Origin of the sequence: Delftia deserti, from assembly GCF_042653485.1 — a bacterium.
GTDB lineage: Bacteria > Pseudomonadota > Gammaproteobacteria > Burkholderiales > Burkholderiaceae_C > Comamonas > Comamonas acidovorans.
Genome location: NZ_JBHSIH010000001.1, coordinates 5,965,128 through 5,984,738 on the forward strand (window position 1 = coordinate 5,965,128; position 19,611 = coordinate 5,984,738).

The 19,611-nt window shown below is 67.4% G+C and carries 19 protein-coding genes and 1 other RNA gene; 13 read left to right on the top strand and 7 right to left on the bottom strand.

Annotated features, from left to right (window positions below):
* Window positions 1-255: 255 nt before the first annotated feature.
* Entirely contained in the window at window positions 256-588 is a 333-nt protein-coding gene (gene trxA / locus ACFPFG_RS28190) for a thioredoxin TrxA (protein ID WP_012206704.1), read from the bottom strand.
* A gap of 271 nt (window positions 589-859) precedes the next feature.
* Between trxA and ACFPFG_RS28195 the strand changes: the two genes are divergently transcribed.
* Complete coding sequence (locus ACFPFG_RS28195) at window positions 860-2,236, top strand: TIGR03862 family flavoprotein (RefSeq protein ID WP_380109234.1); 1,377 nt, start codon at window positions 860-862, stop codon at window positions 2,234-2,236.
* 65 nt (window positions 2,237-2,301) lie between these two features.
* Here the strand turns inward: ACFPFG_RS28195 and ffs are convergent.
* An RNA gene (ffs, locus tag ACFPFG_RS28200) (signal recognition particle sRNA small type) lies at window positions 2,302-2,398 on the bottom strand.
* A 100-nt stretch (window positions 2,399-2,498) separates the two neighbouring features.
* Here ffs and dnaX point away from each other — a divergent pair.
* The 5 genes from dnaX (at window position 2,499) to ACFPFG_RS28225 (ending at window position 7,435) form a co-directional block, all read left to right on the top strand.
* Entirely contained in the window at window positions 2,499-4,673 is a 2,175-nt protein-coding gene (gene dnaX, locus ACFPFG_RS28205) for a DNA polymerase III subunit gamma/tau (RefSeq protein WP_380109236.1), read from the top strand.
* Between the two features lie 47 nt (window positions 4,674-4,720).
* Window positions 4,721-5,053, top strand: coding sequence for a YbaB/EbfC family nucleoid-associated protein (locus ACFPFG_RS28210; RefSeq protein ID WP_012206701.1), 333 nt, complete (start codon window positions 4,721-4,723; stop codon window positions 5,051-5,053).
* A 145-nt stretch (window positions 5,054-5,198) separates the two neighbouring features.
* Complete coding sequence (recR, locus tag ACFPFG_RS28215) at window positions 5,199-5,789, top strand: recombination mediator RecR (protein WP_380109239.1); 591 nt, start codon at window positions 5,199-5,201, stop codon at window positions 5,787-5,789.
* Window positions 5,790-5,834: 45 nt separating this feature from the next.
* Window positions 5,835-6,266 carry an MAPEG family protein gene (locus ACFPFG_RS28220; protein WP_012206699.1) on the top strand — a complete coding sequence of 144 codons (432 nt, stop codon included), beginning with the start codon at window positions 5,835-5,837 and terminating at the stop codon, window positions 6,264-6,266.
* A gap of 83 nt (window positions 6,267-6,349) precedes the next feature.
* Window positions 6,350-7,435, top strand: coding sequence for an ABC transporter substrate-binding protein (locus tag ACFPFG_RS28225; protein WP_183021527.1), 1,086 nt, complete (start codon window positions 6,350-6,352; stop codon window positions 7,433-7,435).
* A gap of 94 nt (window positions 7,436-7,529) precedes the next feature.
* Here the strand turns inward: ACFPFG_RS28225 and ACFPFG_RS28230 are convergent, their stop codons facing one another.
* Both ACFPFG_RS28230 and gloB read right to left on the bottom strand, forming a co-directional pair.
* On the bottom strand, window positions 7,530-9,065 hold the full coding sequence (locus ACFPFG_RS28230) for a transglycosylase SLT domain-containing protein (protein ID WP_197955692.1): 1,536 nt from the start codon (window positions 9,063-9,065) through the stop codon (window positions 7,530-7,532).
* Window positions 9,065-9,838, bottom strand: a complete 774-nt coding sequence (gene gloB, locus ACFPFG_RS28235; RefSeq protein WP_380109242.1) for a hydroxyacylglutathione hydrolase — start codon at window positions 9,836-9,838, stop codon at window positions 9,065-9,067. The genes ACFPFG_RS28230 and gloB overlap by 1 nt, the downstream gene beginning before the upstream one ends.
* On the opposite strand from gloB, the gene ACFPFG_RS28240 reads away from it, so the two are divergent.
* From ACFPFG_RS28240 to ACFPFG_RS28270, 7 genes are all read left to right on the top strand, one after another.
* Window positions 9,837-10,667 (top strand): class I SAM-dependent methyltransferase, encoded by an 831-nt coding sequence (locus tag ACFPFG_RS28240; RefSeq protein ID WP_312376048.1) that lies wholly within the window; start codon window positions 9,837-9,839, stop codon window positions 10,665-10,667. The two genes, gloB and ACFPFG_RS28240, sit on opposite strands and share 2 nt — an antisense overlap.
* Window positions 10,664-11,110 carry a ribonuclease HI gene (gene rnhA / locus ACFPFG_RS28245; protein ID WP_013801482.1) on the top strand — a complete coding sequence of 149 codons (447 nt, stop codon included), beginning with the start codon at window positions 10,664-10,666 and terminating at the stop codon, window positions 11,108-11,110. The genes ACFPFG_RS28240 and rnhA overlap by 4 nt, the downstream gene beginning before the upstream one ends.
* Window positions 11,111-11,335: 225 nt before the next feature.
* On the top strand, window positions 11,336-12,421 hold the full coding sequence (locus ACFPFG_RS28250; RefSeq protein WP_197955694.1) for a porin: 1,086 nt from the start codon (window positions 11,336-11,338) through the stop codon (window positions 12,419-12,421).
* A gap of 51 nt (window positions 12,422-12,472) precedes the next feature.
* Window positions 12,473-12,919 carry a (2Fe-2S)-binding protein gene (locus tag ACFPFG_RS28255; RefSeq protein WP_183021523.1) on the top strand — a complete coding sequence of 149 codons (447 nt, stop codon included), beginning with the start codon at window positions 12,473-12,475 and terminating at the stop codon, window positions 12,917-12,919.
* Window positions 12,897-15,146, top strand: coding sequence for a xanthine dehydrogenase family protein molybdopterin-binding subunit (locus ACFPFG_RS28260; RefSeq protein WP_380109245.1), 2,250 nt, complete (start codon window positions 12,897-12,899; stop codon window positions 15,144-15,146). Before ACFPFG_RS28255 ends, ACFPFG_RS28260 begins: the two co-directional genes overlap by 23 nt.
* A gap of 38 nt (window positions 15,147-15,184) precedes the next feature.
* Window positions 15,185-16,006 (top strand): TauD/TfdA dioxygenase family protein, encoded by an 822-nt coding sequence (locus tag ACFPFG_RS28265; RefSeq protein ID WP_279211074.1) that lies wholly within the window; start codon window positions 15,185-15,187, stop codon window positions 16,004-16,006.
* Window positions 16,007-16,060: 54 nt separating this feature from the next.
* Window positions 16,061-17,038, top strand: coding sequence for a Bug family tripartite tricarboxylate transporter substrate binding protein (locus ACFPFG_RS28270; protein ID WP_380109247.1), 978 nt, complete (start codon window positions 16,061-16,063; stop codon window positions 17,036-17,038).
* A 53-nt stretch (window positions 17,039-17,091) separates the two neighbouring features.
* On the opposite strand, the gene ACFPFG_RS28275 is transcribed toward ACFPFG_RS28270, so the two are convergent.
* From ACFPFG_RS28275 to moeA, 3 genes are read right to left on the bottom strand one after another with little or no spacing between them, the layout of a single operon-like run.
* The gene (locus ACFPFG_RS28275) at window positions 17,092-17,823 is read right to left on the bottom strand and encodes a TetR/AcrR family transcriptional regulator (protein ID WP_232245746.1); all 732 of its coding nucleotides are present in this window, start codon (window positions 17,821-17,823) and stop codon (window positions 17,092-17,094) included.
* Between the two features lie 46 nt (window positions 17,824-17,869).
* Window positions 17,870-18,202, bottom strand: a complete 333-nt coding sequence (locus tag ACFPFG_RS28280) for a thioredoxin family protein (RefSeq protein WP_380109249.1) — start codon at window positions 18,200-18,202, stop codon at window positions 17,870-17,872.
* Between the two features lie 13 nt (window positions 18,203-18,215).
* Window positions 18,216-19,559, bottom strand: a complete 1,344-nt coding sequence (gene moeA, locus ACFPFG_RS28285) for a molybdopterin molybdotransferase MoeA (RefSeq protein WP_380109251.1) — start codon at window positions 19,557-19,559, stop codon at window positions 18,216-18,218.
* Window positions 19,560-19,611: the final 52 nt, after the last annotated feature.

The following is a 19,611-nucleotide window of genomic DNA, read 5'->3' on the forward strand; positions in this document are numbered from 1 at the left end:
AGAACGGAGTGGAAAGAAACCAGGGGAAGGCGTTGAGCCAAGCGAAACACTGTGGAAGTGGGCTGGCTTGCCTGAGGGTCTCAGCGCGGCCTTCAATGCATAAGGCCGGTGATGAAGGGCATTATGACAGGAAAAAATCCGAAGGTCACAGGGAAATTTGCGCTGGCGCCTCGTTTGTGCGCCAGTGCGATGCGGAGCGGCGGTCAACGCCGGCCCGCATCTGTGACGGCCCCGTGTGCGGGGCCGTCGGGGGAATCAGGCCAGGTGCTGTTCCAGGAAAGCGGACAGCTGTGCCTTGTTGAGGGCGCCCACCTTGGTGGCGGCCAGCTGGCCATCCTTGAACAGCATCAGCGTGGGGATGCCGCGGATGCCGAACTTGGCGGGGATCTCGCGGTTCTCGTCCACATTCATCTTGGCGATGGACAGCTTTTCCTTGTAGGTCTGCGCTGCTTCGTCGAGGATGGGGGCGATCATCTTGCAGGGGCCGCACCATTCGGCCCAGTAATCGACCAGCACCGTGGTGCCAGGCTGCAAGACGTCGGCTTCAAAGCTTGCGTCGGAGATATGTTTGATCAGTTCGCTGGCCATGGGTGGAGTCCTTGATTTTTCGCAATGAGGAAGGCGCAGGAAAATCCGCACCGCAAAAAGATTGTGACAGAAACCTATCACCTGCTGCACCGTATGGGCGGTAGCTCAATGCTATGACTGTCATAGCTGTTTATGGGGTGGCGACAGGGTTGCCGGGACTCCGGGAATTAGTGGCGTCTGCGCGCAGACCGGCCTGCGGCAGGGTATTCTGCGCGCCCGCGCTGCAGGCATATGTGCCGGCCGGCAGCGCCAAGTTGAATGCGAGCATGGAATGGAAACTGATGTGATGGATGCTTTTGAACCCGGTGCGGCAGCGCGCACGATGAACTGCGATGTGGCGGTGATCGGTGCGGGGCCTGCGGGCCTGATGGCGGCCGAAGGGCTGGCCGGCAAGGGGCTGGATGTCCATGTGTTCGAGGCCAAGTCCTCCGCTGGGCGCAAGTTCCTCATGGCAGGCAAGGGCGGGCTCAACCTGACCCATTCCGAAAACCTGCCCGCCTTTGTCTCCCGCTACGGCGAGCGCAGTGCCGAGGTGTCGCGCTGGCTGGAACTGCTGTCCCCGGATCAACTGCGTGCCTGGGCCGGCGAGCTGGGCGTGGAAACCTTTGTGGGCAGCTCGGGTCGTGTATTTCCCAAGGACATGAAGGCTGCCCCCTTGCTGCGAGCCTGGCTGGTGCGTCTGCAGACCCAGGGCGTGGTGCTGCACACGCGCCATCGCTGGGTGGGCTGGCAAGACGGCGATGCGCTGGGCTTTGATACACCCGAAGGGCGGCTGCAGGTGCGGGCAAGGGCCGTGGTGCTGGCATTGGGCGGTGGCAGCTGGGCGCGCCTGGGCTCGGATGGCGCCTGGCTGCCCTTGCTGGAGCAGCGTGGTGTTGAAGTCGCTGCGTTGAAGCCTTCCAACTGCGGGTTCGATGTGGGTCTGGACGGCGTGGCTTCGGGCGGACAGATCGATCGCCGGGAGTTCATGGCCGAGCTGCTGGGCGCCAGCCCCCAGCCTGCGCGCGGCTGGAGTCCTTATTTCACCGAGCGCTTTGCGGGCCAGCCCTTCAAGTCTGTGGCGCTGTCCTTTGATGATGGCAAGGGCCATGTTTTCTCGCGCAAGGGTGAATTCATCGCCACGACCACGGGCGTGGAAGGCAGCCTGATCTATGCCGTCTCGGCCGCGTTGCGCGAAGCCATTGCGCGCGATGGGCGGGCCACCTTCCATCTCGACCTGCTGCCCCAGTTGACACCCGAGCGCGTGCTGGTGGAAGTGCGCCATCCGCGCGGCTCGCGCAGCCTGGCCAGCCATCTGAAGGGGCGCCTGGGCCTGGACGGCATCAAGGCCGCCGTGCTGCATGAGGTGCTGGGCAAGGAAGGTGTGGCCGACCCTGTGCGGCTGGCCCATGCCATCAAGGCCCTGCCCATCACCGTGGTGGCTGCCCGTCCCATTGACGAGGCCATCAGCACGGCGGGCGGAGTGCGGCTGCAGGCGCTGGACGCCAACGGCATGTGCGCAGCCGCACCTGGCGTTTTCTGCGCCGGCGAGATGCTGGACTGGGAGGCTCCCACAGGCGGCTACCTGCTGACGGCATGCATGGCCAGCGGCCTGCAGGCCGCGCAAGGCGTTGCCCGCTATCTCAAGGTGGATGGCGCGGAGCGTTAAGGAGGAGTGGGTGCCGCAGCGGGCCTGGACGGGGCAGGCGCCCGCAGGGCCTGCTGTTCAATGAAGGTGACGAGCCTTGCCCTCGGCACTGGTTTCACGGTTAGGGCTGCTTGGTTCCCCACCTGACCCGGTTGGCCGCTTCCCCATGCGAGGAGGCCCGTCACTCTCGATTATAGGGGCAAACACCGGGCCGCCCGGACGACATGGCCGGCCAAACCCGGGTCGCCTCGGGCAAGGGCGCCCAGCCCCGTAGAATCGCGGGATGTCTTATCTTGTGCTGGCCCGCAAATACCGCCCCCGCAATTTCTCTGAAATGGTGGGGCAGGAGCATGTCGTTCAGGCGCTCACCAATGCCCTGACGCAGCAGCGCCTGCACCATGCCTATCTGTTCACCGGCACGCGCGGCGTGGGCAAGACCACGGTCTCGCGCATTCTGGCCAAGTCGCTCAACTGCCAGGGCGCCGATGGCCAGGGCGGCATCACGGCAACGCCCTGCGGCGTCTGTGCGGCCTGTACCGAAATCGACAGCGGGCGCTTTCCCGACTACACGGAGCTGGACGCTGCCTCCAACCGTGGCGTGGACGAGGTGCAGAGCCTGCTGGAGCAGGCTGTCTACAAGCCGGTGCAGGGACGCTTCAAGGTCTTCATGATCGACGAAGTGCACATGCTCACGAACACGGCTTTCAACGCCATGCTCAAGACGCTGGAGGAGCCGCCCGAGTACCTGAAGTTCGTGCTGGCCACCACCGATCCGCAGAAGGTTCCCGTGACCGTGCTCAGCCGCTGCCTGCAGTTCAACCTGCGGCCCATGGCGCCCGAGACCGTGCTGGAGCATCTGGGCCAGGTGCTGGGGCAGGAAGGCGTGGCCTCCGAGCCCCAGGCCCTGCGCCTGCTGTCGCGCGCCGCGCGTGGCTCCATGCGCGATGCGCTGTCGCTGACCGACCAGGCCATTGCCTTTGGCAGCGGACAGCTGCAGGAGGCCACGGTGCGCCAGATGCTGGGCAGCGTGGACCGCAGCCATGTGTTCCGCCTGATCGAGGCACTGGCCCAGGCCGATGGCCAGGTGGTGGTGGAAACCTCCGAAGCGCTGCGCCGCAATGGCCTGTCCGCCGCCTCCACGCTGGAGGAAATGTGCGCCGTGCTGCAACGCATGGCCGTGGCACAGGCCGTGCCGCAGATGGCCACCGATGCCAGCGATCCGGAGGCCGCGGAGATCGCCCGCCTTGCGGTGCTGATGCCGCGCGACGAAACCCAGCTGCTCTACAGCATCTGCCTGCATGGCCGGGCCGAACTGGGGCTGGCACCCGACGAGTACGCGGCGCTGACCATGGCGCTGCTGCGGCTGCTGGCGTTCAAGCCGCAATCTGCAGAGCCCGCCCCGGGCGTGGCTGAAAAAAAAACTCCAGCGCTGACCCCCTCCACGGCGAAGCCTGAATCTCCCGCGCCCGTTGCGCAGACGCGGCCCGCACAGCCCGCTGTGCCCGAGTCTCCTGCTGTGCCGGCCAAGGCGGCCATGCCCGTCCCGGTCGCGCCTCCTGCTCCTGTCGCGCCTGCCGCATCTTCCGTGACCGCTGCGCCCGCCGTGGTCGCTCCCGTGGTGCAAGCCGTTGCGGCTCCAGCGCCTGTTCAGGCGCCCGTGGCCGTGGCGGCAGTTGCCCGGCCGGAACCTGTGCTTGCGCCTGTCCAGGAGGCCAGGCCTTCCGCTGCTCCAGAGGTGAAGCCGGCCGCCGGTGTCGCCCAGGAGCCCCTGGACGAGCCTGTGGACGATGTGCAGGAAGACGAAGACTCTTCTGCCGATGAGGCGCCGCAGGCGCAGGATGCCGATGCGCCCGACGAGGGTGCCTGGGCCGGGATGCCCGATGAAGGCTGGGCCGACGAAGGCCGCTGGAGCGATGACGGAGATCTGGCCCTGGAGCCGCCTGCCGCTGCCGTGGCACGGCAGGCCGAACCGCAGATCGACGCTCAGATCGATGTGCAGGACTTCGCTCCCGAACGTGGCCGCCAGTCCCCCGGTGCGCCTCCCGCACCGACCGTGGAGCGCACGCCCGACGGCGATGTTTGGCACGCTGCCGTCCAGCAACTGGTGCAGGCCGAGGCCGTCACTGCGCTGGCGCGGCAGCTGGCGCTGCAGTCGCAACTGGTGGCGCGCGATGGCGATGCATGGACGCTGCGCGTGGAAAGCAGCTCGCTGGCCCAGCCCGCCACGCGCGAGCGCCTGCGTGCGGCGCTGGAGGCCGCTGGCCTGGCGCGGCAACTGCATGTCGAGCAAGGCGCCGTGGCAGACAGCCCCGCGCGGCGCAATGCGGTGGCCAGCCATGAGCGCCAGCGCATTGCAGAAGACATCGTGATAAATCATTCTCTGGTGCAGACCCTGATTCGCAGCCATGGCGCGAAAATCGTGCCCGGCAGTATCAAGCCCGTATCCATTCAGCCCTGACACGCTCTAGAGCGTTTCGTTTTTACCCTACAGAAGAAGGAACTCACATGTTCAACAAAGGACAACTGGCCGGCCTGATGAAGCAAGCCCAGGCCATGCAGGACAACCTCAAGAAGGCCCAGGATGAACTGGGCAACATCGAGGTGGAAGGTGAATCGGGCGCGGGCCTCGTGAAGGTGGTCATGACCTGCAAGCACGACGTCAAGCGCATCACCATCGACCCCAGCCTGCTGGCCGAAGACAAGGACATGCTGGAAGACCTGGTGGCTGCCGCCTTCAACGCCGCCGTGCGCAAGGCCGAAGAGACTTCCAACGAGAAGATGGGCAAGCTCACGGCCGGCATGCCCGGCCTGCCGGGCGGCATGAAGTTCCCGTTCTGAGGCAGGCCCCAGCGGTTGTGCCGAACAGCCTGGAGAGGCCATGCCGGCTTCTCCAGCTGCCCACTCGTGTGGAGTGGCCATCGAGCGATCTGCCCCTGCAGATCGCTTTTTTTCTGAGAACCTTCTCCATTGAAAGGAAGCTGCCATGTCGGACGTGCAATCGCTCGATGGCCTGATCGAGGCCTTGCGCAGGCTCCCGGGTGTGGGCATCAAGTCGGCGCAGCGCATGGCCTTCCACCTGCTGCAGCGCGACCAGGACGGCGCGCGGCAGCTGGCCCGTGCCCTGACCACGGCCGTGGAGTCGGTCACCCACTGCGAGCGCTGCCATACCTTCACCGAAGGCCGCATCTGCTCCATCTGCCAGGATGAAGGGCGTGACGCGGCCCGGCTGTGCGTGGTGGAGGCGCCCGCCGATATGGCGGCCATGGAGCGCACGGGTGCCTACCATGGCTATTACTACGTGCTGATGGGGCGGCTGTCGCCACTCGACGGCATAGGTCCGCGCGATCTGAACCTGTCATCCCTGCTGGAGCGTGCCGGCGACGGCAAGGTGCAGGAGGTGATCCTGGCCACCAGCTTCACGGCCGAAGGCGAGGCCACGGCCCATGCGATCAGCGAGGCCCTGAAGGCGCGCGGCATCCATGTGACGCGGCTGGCGCGCGGCGTGCCCATAGGCAGCGAACTCGAATACGTGGACCTGGGTACGATCGCCCATGCGCTGGTGGACCGCCGGTAGTGGCCGAGGCGGCTGGCGTTTCTTGTCTTTTCATCAGGAGCCTGTATGCCGACCTCCGTCATCCTGCCGCCCGGCGGTTTCTCCATAGCGCATTGGTGCCTGCTGGTGGCGGCCCTGCTGCCGCTGGCCTGCGCCTACATCGCCAAGGCGCCCGGCATGAAGCACCGGCCGGGGCAGCGCGGTTTCGACAACCACGAACCCCGGGCCTGGCTGGCGCAGCAGACGGGCTACCAGGCACGGGCCAACGCGGCGCAGGCCAATAGCTTCGAGTGCCTGCCTTTCTTTATTGGCGCCCTGCTGGTTGCCTGGCAATTGGGCGCACCGTCCGCGCGTGTCGATGGCCTGGCCGTGGCCTTTGTTGTGTTGCGCATTGCCTACATCGCCTTCTATGTGACGGACCGTGCCACGCTGCGCAGTCTGGCCTGGGCGCTGGCGCTGGTGGTGAATCTGCTGCTGTTTTTCGCAGGCTACCGCTGAGGCCTGCGTGAGGGCCGGGCGCGTGTCCATCATGCGCAGGACGGCCCTGAGGCCTACGGTGTTTCACATACGGGCAAGCACCGATGCTGTGCATGCGGGCTCTGGGCATGATCGTGTTGCACTGCAGCAAAATAACCATCATGTCTTCCCACGTGCTTGATCGCCGAACCTTGCTGAGCCTCATGGGGCTGGGTTCCCTTTGGTCGTTCCCTTCCCTCGGTTCGGCCGAGCTGGTGACGATTTCCGTGGGCGGTCAGGGCCTGCTGTATTACCTGCCGCTGGTGATTGCCCAGCAACTGGGGTACTTCGAGGCCGAGGGCCTGACCGTGCGCATCGATGACTATCCGGGCGGGTCGCAGTCGCTGCAGGCGCTGGAATCGGGCGCCGCCGATGTGTGCGCGGGTGCCTATGAACACACGCTTGTCGCCCAGCAGCGCGGCAGTCTGCTGCGTGCCTTTGTGGTGCAGGGGCGTGCGCCGCAGATTGCGCTGGGCGTGTCCTCGCGCTGGATGCCGCGCTACCAGGCGCTGGCCGATCTGCGCGGGCGGCGCGTGGGCGTGTCCTCGCTGGGTGCATCCACGGCCCGGGCCGTGCAACTGATGTTGCTGGGCGAAGGGCTGGAGGCCGATCTGGTGCAACTGGTGGGTGTGGGCTCGGGGCCCGACGCCATGGAGGCGCTGCGCACCGGGCGCGTGCATGCGCTGTGCCATGCGGACCCGCTGATGAGCGTGCTGGAGGACAAGGGTGCCGTGCGCATCGTCAGAGACCTGCGTGACCTGCGCAGCAGCGCGCAGCTGTACGGCGGATCCATGCCCTCGGGCACGCTGTACGCGACCCAGGCCTTTTTGCGCAAGAACCCGGCCAAGGCCCAGGCGCTGAGCAATGCCATGGTCCGATCACTCAAGTGGCTGCAGACCGCCGCGCCCATGGATGTGCTCAGGGCCGTGCCTGCACCCTATCTGCTGGGCTCGCGGCGCGCCTATCTGTCGGCCTTCGAGCACATGCGCACCACCATCTCGCCGGATGGCCTGATGCCCGATGACGGGCCTGCCACGGCCCTGCGTGCCCTGGTCCGTCTCAACCCTGCGCTGGCGCGCAGCGGTATCGACCTGGAGCGCTCGTTCACCAACGAATTCGTGCGGCAGTCCCGCCAGCGTTTCCATACCTGAGCCCCCGGGCCGCACGCAAAAGAGCCCGCGAAAGCGGGCTCTTTGGAGTGGGGCAGTGACGGTGCCTTTAGCTCCTTCCGCGCCTTCAGCGCCTTCAGCGCTTTTTCACCTTGGATGGCTTGCCGCCACGCGGCGCCGTGGTGACCGACACCTTGGCGTTGCGGTTTTGCGGCTGCACGGCTACCTTGCGCGCGGCCCCGGTGGGCTTGGCTGCCCTGGCATTGCCGCCGCCGCTGGCGCGCACCGGCAGGTAGGCCACCAGTGATTGGCCGGCATGCAGGGTGGCGGAGGATTTCAGGTCATTCCAGTCCGCCAGATTGGACGCGCTGACGCCGTAGCGGTTGGCCACGCTGATCAGCGTGTCGCGCTTGCGTGCCTTGATGGTGGTGCGGCGCGTGACGATCTCGGGGGCAAAGCTGATCTGGCCGTTGTCGGCCACGTGCCCTGCCACGTCGGCTCGCACGTTGGCGCCGCGCGGCACCATGAGCGCGGAGCCGGCCTTGATCAGCATGCGCGGGGGGATGTTGTTGAGGGCGCGCAGGTCGGACTCGCCCAGGCCCACGCGCTGGGCCGCCTCGGCCACGCTGATGGTGGAGGGCACGGTCCACACGGTCCAGCTCGCGTACTGGCCTTCGTCGAAGGCCTGCATGTTGCGGCGGAAAACCTTGGCGTTGTCCCAGGGCAGCAGGATCTCCGGCGTGCCGGCCGCAAAGATCACCGGCTTGCGGAAGCTGGGATTGAGCGCCTTGAAGTCATCGGTCGACACGTCGGCCAGCTTGGCCACCAGTTCCACGTCGATGTCGCGGGTGATGGTGACGGTCTGGAAGTAGGGGTGGTTCTCGATCAGCGGCAGCTCGGTGTTGAACGCATCGGGGTTGGCCACGATGTTCTTGACGGCCTGCAGCTTGGGCACGTACATGCGGGTCTCGGCCGGCATCTGCAGGTCGGTATAGCCCGTGGGCAGGCCCAGCTTCTCGTTGCGCTTGATGGCGCGGCCCACGCTGCCTTCGCCCCAGTTGTAGGCGGCCAGGGCCAGGTGCCAGTCGCCGAACATGTCATGGAGCTTTTGCAGGTAGTCCAGCGCGGCACGCGTGGAGGCCAGCACATCGCGGCGGTCATCGCGGAATGCGTTCTGCTTGAGGTCGAAATAGGTGCCGGTGGCCGGCATGAACTGCCACATGCCGGCCGCCTTGGCGGTGGAGACGGCCTGCGGGTTGAAGGCGCTCTCGATGTAGGGCAGCAGCGCCAGCTCGGTGGGCATGTTGCGCCGCTCCAGCTCCTCGACGATGTGGAACAGGTACTTGCTGGAGCGCTCGGTCATGCGCTGTATGTAGTCGGGCCGGCTGGCATACCACTGCTCGCGGTCCTTGACCAGATCCTGGTCCAGATCGGGCATGGCGAAGCCCTGGCGAATACGTACCCACAGATCGCCCGTGGTCTCCAGCGAGGCCACGCCGCCGTTGCCGGCGCTGCCTGTGCCCAGCGGGCTCAGCGGTCCGTTGGGGTACATCGGGGAGTGTGGTGCGGTGCTGGGGGCGGGGGCCGTGCTGGCCAGGTCCGGGCTGCTGGTGGTGGCGCAGCCCGCAAGAACCAGCAGGCTGCCCAGCAGCAGGGTGTGTAGCAGTTTCATCAGAAGACGTTTTTCCATTGGCGCAGGCCGGCCAGCACGCTGGCGGGGTCCTGCTGTCTTACCTGTGCGTCGAAGCCTGCGGCGGCGGCGGCCACTGCGGATTCGCGCGTTCTAAGAAAGGGATTGACGGAGCGCTCGGTCTCCATCAGGGAAGGCAGCGTGGGCCGGCCGGCCTCGCGCAACGCCTGACAATGCCTCTGGTAGTGAGCCAGGGCCTGGTTGTTTGGTTCCACGGCCTGCGCAAAGCGCAGGTTGGACATTGTGTACTCATGTGCGCAGCAGACCAGGGTGTTGTCCGGCAGCGCGGCCAGATCGTCCAGCGATTGCTGCATCTGCTGCGGCGTGCCTTCGAACAGGCGCCCGCATCCCCCTGAAAACAGCGTATCGCCGCAGAACAGCACGGGCTGCGCCTGCGCCGCCGTGCTGTAGAAGGCGATGTGGCCGCTGGTATGGCCGGGCACGTCAATGACCTGCCAGGGGCCGCCCAGGGCCTGCACGGTATCGCCACCCTGCACGCGCTGCACGGGTTCGGGCAACTGCTCGTAGGCGGGGCCCCAGACCTGGGCGCCCGTGGCCTGGCGCAGCTGCGCCACGCCGCCGACATGATCGGCATGGTGGTGGGTGACTAAAATGCCCTGCAACTGCAAGTCCAGCTGGCGCAGGCTGGCCAGCACGGGCGCTGCATCGCCGGGATCGACGACCAGGGCCTGCCCTGCGTCGTACAGCAGCCAGATGTAGTTGTCGGAAAAAGCGGGGATGGGCAACAGGTTCATGAGCAGCAAAATTATAGGGACGCATCACTGGACGCAATCTGCCCTCGGCCACTACCTGCTGGAATGGGAGCAGCAGCGCTGCGACGAGGCGGTGGCCGATATTTTCGGCTATCACAGCCTGCAGTTGGGCATGCCCATGCTCCAGGGGCTGCGCGCCAATCGCATGCCGCACCGCTGGCTGGCCCTGGATTCCTTGCAGGATGCGGTGCCAGCCGAGGGCGTGCCGCCGCTGGAGGTTCCCGTGGCGCTGCTGGCCGATCCGGCCGCGCTGCCATTTCCCGAGGCCAGCCTCGACCTGGTCGTGATGCCCCATACGCTGGAGACCTCGCCGGACCCGCATGCCGTGTTGCGCGAGGCGGCCAGGGTGCTGATGCCCGAGGGCCGTATCGTCGTGTGCGGGCTCAACCCCGCCAGTCTGCTGGGCGTGCAGCGCCGTGCCGAGCGCGGCGTGTATCTGCCCGATGTGGGCTGGGGCGTGGGCTACTGGCGGCTGCGCGACTGGCTGCGATTGCTGGCCTTCGAGATCGAGGCCGTGCAGTTCGGCTGCTATCGTCCTGCCGTGCAGACGGATCGCTGGCTGCGGCGCTGGCAGTTCATGGACCGCGTGGGGCGGCTGGGCTGGCCCATGCTGGGCGGCGTGTACTGCGTGGTGGCCGTCAAGCGCGTGCCGGGTGCACGCATGCTGGAGCCTGCCTGGCGTGGCCGCGCAGCCGTGTCGGGCGCCTCCGTGCCTGTGGCCCACCGCATGCCGGCGCAGGCGGTGCAGGGCAGCGATCCGCATTCCAACCGGCCTGAAGGCCGGGCCATTCAACCCAAGGAAATTTTTTGAATCAAGTTGTTATCTACACGGACGGCGCCTGCAAGGGCAATCCGGGTCCCGGCGGCTGGGGCGTGGTGCTGGAGGCCGGCAGCGCCAGGAAAGAGCTGTTCGGCGGCGAGCTGAACACCACCAACAACCGCATGGAGATGATGGCCGTGATCGAGGCGCTGTCCGCGCTCAGGCGGCCCTGCGATGTGGTGCTCTACATCGACAGCCAGTACGTGCTCAAGGGCATCACCGAATGGATCCATGGCTGGAAGGCCAAGGGCTGGAAGACGGCCTCCAAGGAGCCGGTCAAGAACGTCGAGCTGTGGCAGCGGCTGGACGCCCTGGTCCAGGGCGGCGGCCACCGCATCGACTGGCGCTGGGTCAAGGGCCATGCAGGCGACCCTGGCAACGAGCGGGCAGACGCCCTGGCCAACAAGGGCGTGGACCAGGCACTGGGGCGCTGAGCGCCTGGTGCGGGGCGGGTGCAATGCCCGTCCCTTGTTTCCACGTCCCGAGACCTACCTCCAACGCGGTAGATGAAAACCCCAGAACCAGGATTCGGTCGGCGCAGCTAATATTTCCATAAGTGGAAATTAGTTCGCGCCTTGCCAGGCATCTTCCGTGGCGTGGTGTTCAAAATTGCCACTTATGGAATTTTTTTACCCATCTCACGATGAAAGAGCCTTGCGATGAAATACAAAGCAATTGCCGCATTGGCGATGCTGGGCGGCGCGGGAGCGGCGCTGGCCCAGAGTTCGGTGACGCTGTACGGCAGCATGGACTTGACCATGCCCTGGATCAGCGATGTGCGCGGGAGCCGGCTGACGCGCATGGATTCGGCCATTTCCCAGCCTGACCTCTGGGGTCTGCGCGGATCGGAGGATCTGGGCGGTGGCATGAAGGCCTCGTTCCAGCTGGAGAACGGATTCCTCACGGACATCGGCTCGCCGATCTCGCCGACCAGCTACTTCAACCGGGCTTCCTGGGTGGGTCTGGACAGCGCGTCGATGGGCTCGGTGCGGCTGGGTCGCCAGGTCGATTTCACGGCCGGCACGCTGAGCCAGTGGGGCAACGGCTACCAGCTCTACAACTTCTATCTCTACCACCCCGGCAACCTGGACGGCCTGTCCAGCCAGTTTCCGGTGGACAACTCCGTGGTCTACCTGACGCCCGGCATGGGCGGCATGCAGTTCGGCGCGCAGTACGGCTTTGGCGAGGTGCCGGGCCGCTCGCAGGCCAACCGCACCTACAGCGTCATGGGCAGCTATTCCAGTGCCAAGCTCAATCTGGCCGTGGCCTATACCGATGCGCGTGGACGTGCCTTCGATATCGCCGGGCGCACGGGCATGGCGAACGCGCTGGGCCAGGACCTGGTGGCGGGCCGGCCCCTGGTGCTCGATACCTTCCAGGTGCTGGGCATCGGCGGCGGCTATCAGCTCGATGCGCTTCCGGTCCGGCTCAACGCGCTGCTGACGCGCTCCACGCTCAAGTACGGCGGGGCCTCCAGCAACATGAGTGCGCTCGACCTGGGCCTGGCCTGGCAGACCAGCCAGGCCGTGACCATCAACACGGGCTACTCCTTCAGCCGCTTCGAGCAGACGAAGTGGAACCAGGTCCACCTGGGCGCGCGCTACTCCTTCTCCAAACGCACGCAGCTGCATGCCTCGGTCACGCACCAGCGCGCCTCGGATGGCGTGGCGGCGATGAATTCCGTGGGCGTTGCCAGCGGGCGCACGCAGACCGTGATTGCGGCAGGCATACACCACTCGTTCTGAGAGGCATGAGACATGCAGCCCCGGCAACGCGGGCGCATTGGAGACCCCACGATGAAATTCACCCTCAATTCCCGAAGCGTGGCCTTTGACGGCGACGGGCAGACCCCGTTGCTGTGGGTGCTGCGCGATCACTTCAAGCTGCCCGGCACCAAGTTCGGCTGCGGCATCAGCATGTGCGGGGCCTGCACGGTCCATGTCGATGGCGAGCCGATGCGCTCCTGCGTGCTGCCCGTCTCGACGGTGGGCGGCAAGGCGGTCACGACCATCGAAGGGCTGTCCAGCAACCGTTCCCATCCCATCCAGAAGGCCTGGATGGACAAGGACGTGCCGCAGTGCGGCTACTGCCAGTCCGGCATGGTCATGGCCGCTGCCGCGCTGCTCAAGACCCATCCACAGCCCACCGATGCGCAGATCGACGAGGCCATGACCAATCTGTGCCGCTGCGCCACCTACCACCGCATCCGGGAGGCCATCCATGCCGCAGCGTCCAAGCAATGAACGGGGCCGCACGGCCGGCTCTGCCATCTCGCTGCGGCGCAGGCATCTGCTCCAGGGCGCTGCCGCGCTGCTGGTGGCCCCTGCTGCCGGCAGCCTGCTGGTTCCGCTGGCGCAGGCCGCGCCAGCGGGGGCCGGTGCAGCGGCAGCAACGGCCTCTTCCATCGGCGACTGGCTCTGGATCGAGCCTTCGGGCCAGGTGGTGATCGGCGTGTCGCAGTGCGAGGTGGGCCAGGGCATCTACACGGGTCTGCCCCAGGTGCTGGCCGACGAGCTCGATGCCGACTGGGCCAGCGTGACCGTGCGCTTCGTCACGGGGCGCGACGCCTATCGCAACGATGCGGGCGAGATGCCGTTCCAGCAGTTCGTGGGCGCGTCGATGTCGATGAACTATTTCTACGAGCGCATGCGCCTGGCCGGTGCCCAGGCCCGTGATGTGCTGCTGCGTGCCGGCGCGGCCCGGCTGGGCGTGCGGCCATCCCAGTGCAGCACGCGCGCCGGCCGCGTGCTGCACTCCGCGACGGGCCGCAGCGTGGGCTACGGCGAGATCGTGGCCGAGGCCTCCAGGCTGTCCATCGCCGCGCGCCCGCGCATGAAGTCGGCTTCCGAGCAGGGCCTGATCGGCCGCAACCTGCGGCGGGTGGACACCCCGGCCAAGGTCGATGGCAGTGCGGTCTTCGGCATCGATGTCGAGGTGCCCGGCATGCTGATCGGCGCCGTGCGCATGGCGCCCAGCGTGACGGGGCGCATCGTGCGCATCCGCAACGAGGCAGAGGTGCGCGCGCGCCCCGGCGTGCATGCCGTCGTGCGCACCACGCAGTGGCCCGACCCCGAGCCCTGCACCGTGGTCGTGGTGGCCGATTCATACTGGATCGCCAAGCAGGCCGCCGACGCGCTGGACATCGAATTCGACGCCGGCGCGGCGGCCGGCGTGCACAGCGAGCGCATCCATGCGCAGTTCGTCGCAGGCCTGGCCAGCGACAAGGCCGTCGTTGCCCGCAGCCTGGGCAAGCCGCGCGAAATGCTGGCGGCGGGCAAGCCGATCACGGCCGACTACCACTCGCCCTACATCACGCACGCCACCATGGAGCCGCTGGCCGCCACTGTCCATGTGCGCGACGGCGAGGTCGAGACCTGGGGGCCCTACCAGGGCCAGGACTTCCTGCGTGGCGAACTCGGCAAGGCCTGCGGCGTGCCTGCGGACAAGGTCATCGTGCACACCACCTTCCTCGGAGGCAGCTTCGGGCGCAAGTACATGCCCGACTTCGCCTTGCATGCGGCAGCGGCATCCAAGGCCGTGGGCCGGCCCGTCAAGGTCATCCGCTCGCGCGAGGACGACATACGGCATTCCTACTACCGGCCCGGTGCCTCGGGGCGGCTGAGTGCCGTGCTGGGCGCCGACGGCATGCCGGCCGCGCTGCATGCGCGCATCTCGGGCCAGTCGCTGTACGGGGCCATCAACCCCAAGAAGATGGCCGATGCAGGCGGCTGGGACGAGACCATGGTCGAGTCCATCTACGACCTGATCTACGGCGTGCCCAACCTGCTGGTGGATGCCGTGGACGTGCAGCAGCCCATACCGCTGAGCTATCTGCGCAGCGTGGGCACCACGTCCAGCGTGTTCTTCCTGGAGAGCTTCATCAGCGAGCTGGCCCACACCGCAGGCGTGGACGACTACCAGTACCGGCGCCGCCTGCTGGCCGGCCAGCCGCTGGCGCTGGGCGTGCTGGATGCGGCGGCCAAGGCCGCGCGCTGGGAGCAGCCCGCACCGGCAGGCCTGCACCGCGCCATGACCTTCAACGTCTACACGGGGCGGGGCGAGAGCTTCCAGACCTTTGTCGCGCTGGTCATGGAATTGCGTGTTGTGGAAGGCCGCGTGCGGCTGGAGCGCGCCATCTGCGCCATCGACGCGGGCCGCGTGGTCAACCCGGGACTGGTCAAGGCCAATGTGGAAGGCGGCATCGGCTTTGCGCTGACCAACACCTTCAAGAGCCGGCTGGGCTTTGACAAGGGCGTGGTGCAGCAAAGCAATTTCCACGACTACCCGCTGCTGCAACTGTCCGAAATGCCCCGCGTGGAGGTGGTCCTGGTCGAAAGCGACCGGCCGCCCCAGGGCTGCGGCGAAGTGGCCCTGGGCCCCACGGCGCCTGCCGTGGCCACGGCCCTGTTCCATGCCACCGGCCGCCGGTTCCGCTCCATGCCGCTGCCGCAGGACATCGCGTCCACCTGATCACCCCCCAACCCGCTTTTTTCGAGAAAAGGAATTTCATGCAAGTCGAACACATCACCCCGTGCATAGGATCGGAGATCTACGGCATCGATCTCTCGGACCCGGCGCAGGTGCATGACCATGCGGACGCGCTGCGCCGGCTGCTGGCCGAGCGCCAGGTCATCTTCTTCCGCGACCAGACGCTGGACCCTGCGCAGCAGGTGCGCGTGGCCCAGGTGTTCGGCAAGGTCGAGCCCGTGTCCTCCACCTTTCCCTCGCACCCGGACGATCCCCATGTCGAGCTGCTGATCAGCCAGGGCACGCGCACCGGCACCGACATCTGGCATGCCGACCTGACCTGGCAGACCAGGCCGCCCGCCGGTGCCTGCCTCTACGCCGTGGACGTGCCGCCCACAGGCGGCGACACCATGTGGGCCAGCATGACCACGGCCTTTGCCTCGCTGGCGCCCGAGCTGCAGGCCTATCTGCGCAAGCTGCGCGCCACCCACAACTGGGAGGCGCCAGCGCTCAGGCAAAGCCTGATGCGCCGAGATCCGTCTGGCGAGGCCTATCGCGCCACCCGCCTCAAGCATCCGCCGCTGGAGCAGCCCGTGGTCCTGGAGCACCCGGTCACCGGGTTGCCCGTGGCCTTTGTGAACTCGCTCTACACCACGCACATAGAAGGCGTGACCAGCGACGAGAGCGCGGCCCTGATCGCCATGCTCAGCGGGCTGGCCAAGGTGCCTGAATGGCAGGTGCGCTTTCGCTGGCGCAAGGGCTCGGTGGCCATCTGGGACAACCTGGCCACGCAGCACTACGCGGTCAATGACTACCACCCCGCAGCGCGGCGGATGCACCGTGTGGCGATACGCCAGGCTTGAGCCCGGCCCCGGCCTTTGCTGAAAATGACAAAACCCACGATGAAAGCCCAACCCATGAAAGCGAAACGCAAAACGCTTGCTCTAGGCATGGCCCTGGCCATGGCCCTGCTGGCCGGTCCTGCCCAGGCGCAGGCCTATCCCCACAAGCCCGTCACCATCGTCGTGGCCTACCCCGCTGGCGGCGATACCGACGCGCTGGCGCGGCTGCTGGGCGAGAAGCTGTCGGCCCGCATCGGCCAGTCCGTGCTCGTGGACAACCGCGCGGGCGCCAGCGGCACCATAGGCAGCAGTTTCGTGGCCAAGGCGCCGGCCGATGGCTACACGCTGCTGCTGGCGCCCAATACCTTTGCCATGGCCCAACTGGTGCTCAAGCTGGGCGCGGGCCACGGCTACGACGTGCTCAATGGCTTCACGCCCGTGATCGAGGTCGGCTCCACTTCGCTGTTCCTCGTCGCCGGGCCCGGTGCAGGCGTGCGCAGCTTCAAGGAGGCCATCTCCTCCAGCCAAGGCCGCTCGCTGGGCTATGCCACGCCGGGCAATGGCTCGCCCATGCACTTCCTCGGCGAGATGGTCCGGCGCGCCACGGGCGCCCGCTTCGAGGCCATTCCCTACAAGGGCGTGGCGCCGGCCGTCACCGATGTGGTGGGCGGCCATGTGCCCTTCACCTACAGCACGCTGGGCTCCATCGCTCCCTACCTGCCCGGCGGCAAGCTGGTGGCGCTGGCCGTGGCCGACGCCCAGCGCTCACCGCTGGCGCCCGACGTGCCCACGCTGGCCGAGCTGGGCTACAAGGACGTGGAGCTGACCGCCTGGTACGGCCTGTTCGGCCCCCGGAACATGCCCGTCGAGGTGGTCAGGCTGCTGAACACCCACCTCAACGAGATCCTCAGGATGCCCGACGTGGTGGCGCGCATGGCCACGCTGGGAACCGTCCCTGTGGGCGGCCCGCCCCAGCGCCTGGGCAAGACCAATGCCGGCGATTTCGAGCGCTTCGGGCGGCTGGTAAAGGAGCTGGGCATACAGCCGGACTAGATTGAACAGGCGCTGAACGAAAGGAGGGAGGAAGCAGCGGGCGCCGGCGCAAGTCATCCCGGGTGGTGGCCCGGGGACGGAGGGTGGTCTTGCGCCGGCGCATCCTGCCTGATGCGCTCGGCCAGCAGATGGGACATGAAGCGCAGGTAGCGCTCGATCTGCTGGTCTGCCTCGGGTCCCTCACCGAACAGCTCGGCCAGCAGCGGCCGTGCCGTGGGCAGGAAGGCCGAAATGCTGAGGATGGCCAGGTGGATGAAGCGCGGGTCCACCTGTGCCGGGTGGCTGGCCTGCGCTCCGTCCATCAGCATGGTCGAGGTCAGCTCCAGCCCGCGCCGCGTGATGCGCTGCAGCGGCGTGCCCGAGGGCGGTGGCTCTTCTTCGCTTTCGTAGTGGTAGATCTCGGAGAGCGCCAGCCGCTCGAACTGCGGGTGCTCGCGCATGAAGTCCAGCCGCAGCAGCAGGCGCTGGTAGACACGCTCTTCCACCGTGCCCTGCGTCCTGAGCGCCACTTCCATGCGGTTTTGCAACTCGCGCATCAGGGACTCCGTCACCTCCTGCAGCAAGCCCTTGAGGCTGCTGAAGTAGTAGCGCACCAGGGCGCGCGTGACACCGGCTGCCGCCGCGATTTCCAGAATGCTCAGCTGCTCCGGCGTGCGGGTCTTGAGCAGGTTGACCGTGGTCTGCAGGATGATGTCCCGTCCCACGGCATCGTCGGCCAGCGGGCGGCCGCTGTTGCGGCGGGGCTTCTTGGGCGTGGATTCGGTTGGCTTCTTTTGAGGCGGCATGCGGGCCATTGTCGGCGATACACAGGCAGCGACCGCGCCGCAAGCGTCAGTGCCGGGCGGTGATGCGGGCCAGCGCGTCCTCGATCTCGCGGGCCTGCTGTGGCCGCACCAGCCTTTCCACCTCCTGCCCGTCACGCAAAAAGATCAGGGTGGGCCAGAGCTTGACGCGGTAGCTGCGGCCCAGGGCCCGGCCGGGGCCGTCTTCCACCTTGATGTGGGCCACCTGCGGGGTGGCCTCCAGCGCCTGGGCAATCAGCGGTTGCGCGCCCTGGCAGTGGCCGCACCAGGCGGTTCCGAACTCCAGCAAGGTAGCGCCGGGCAGCGTGTCGACGGTGCTGCGATCGGGGGCGTCGGTCAGGTGCTTGGACTGGAAGGGCATGTGCAATCTCCTGTCAGGGAAAGGCCTGCAGCGGCAGGATGGACACGGTTTCGCCGGCTTGCACGGCACCGCGCTCATGTTCGAGCACGATGAGGCAGTCGGCCTCGGCCATGGAGCGCAGCACGCCCGAACCCTGCGGCCCGGTGGTGCGCACCAGGCAGCGACCATCGGCGCCCATGGACAGAATGCCGCGCTGGTACTCGGTGCGGCCCGGCCGCTTGGACAGGGCCTGCGCAGCCACAGCCTGGGGCAGGGCGGCCGGTTCACCGTCACGGGCGGCTCCCATGAGCTGCAGCAGCGCCGGGCGCACAAAGACCAGAAAACTCACCATGGCAGCCACGGGATTGCCGGGCAGTCCGATCAGCACCGTGGTGCGTGCCGGTGGCCGGCTCGCGGCAAATGGCGTGCCCGCATCGGGCTGCAGCAGGCCCACGGCCAGCGGCCGGCCCGGCCGCATGGCCAGGCGCCAGAAATGAACGCAGCCCATGCGCTGCAGCATGGCGCGCGTATGGTCGGCCTCGCCTGCGCTGATGCCGCCGCTGGTCAGCACCACGTCGGCCAGGGAGGCGGCTTCGCGCAGGCGCTCCTGCAGGGCCTCGGGCTCATCGGCCACCACGCCCAGGTCCAGCACCTGCACGCCCATGCGCTGCAGCAGGCCGATGAGGCTGAAGCGGTTGCTGTCGTAGACCGCCCCCTCGCGCGGCGCCGTGCCGGGGTGCAGGATTTCATCGCCCGTGGAGAAATAGGCCACGCGCAGCCGCCTGCGCACGCGCACCTGGGGCTGGCCCAGGCTGGCGATCAGGCCCAGGGCCGCAGGATGCAGGCGCTGGCCCGCCGCCAGGGCCACGCGGCCCAGGCTCAGGTCCTCGCCGCGCAGGCGCCGGTTGTCCCCGGCACGCACGCTGCCTGCCGGAATGCCGATGTGGTCAGTGCCTGCGGACACGGTGCGTTCATGCGCGACCACCGTGTCCAGCCCGCTCGGCAACACGGCGCCGGTCATGATCTTGATGCACTCGCCGGCCTGCACGGTGCCGTGCCAGGGCTTGCCGGCCAGGGCCTGGCCGACCACGCGCAGCGCCAGCGGTGCAGCGGGCGAACCGGCGTGAGCAGCCTGCAGCTGGCAGCCATCGAAGGCATAGCCATCCATGGCGGCGTTGTCATGCGCTGGCACATCGACGGGGGAGACGATGTCTTCGGCCAGCACGCGGTCCAGTGCATCGGGCAGCGCCAGCGTCTCCACCTCTGCCACCGGGCCCAGGGGCTGCAGCAGGCTGGCCAGCTGTGACAGGGCCTGATCGACCCTCAGGTCCTGGGGGGATGCGGTGGTGGGGGATGCGGGCTGGAAGGATGCGGTCATCAGAACGGAATCCGGTTGGGCAAGGCGGCGTGCGGGCCGGCGGCGCGGGGCA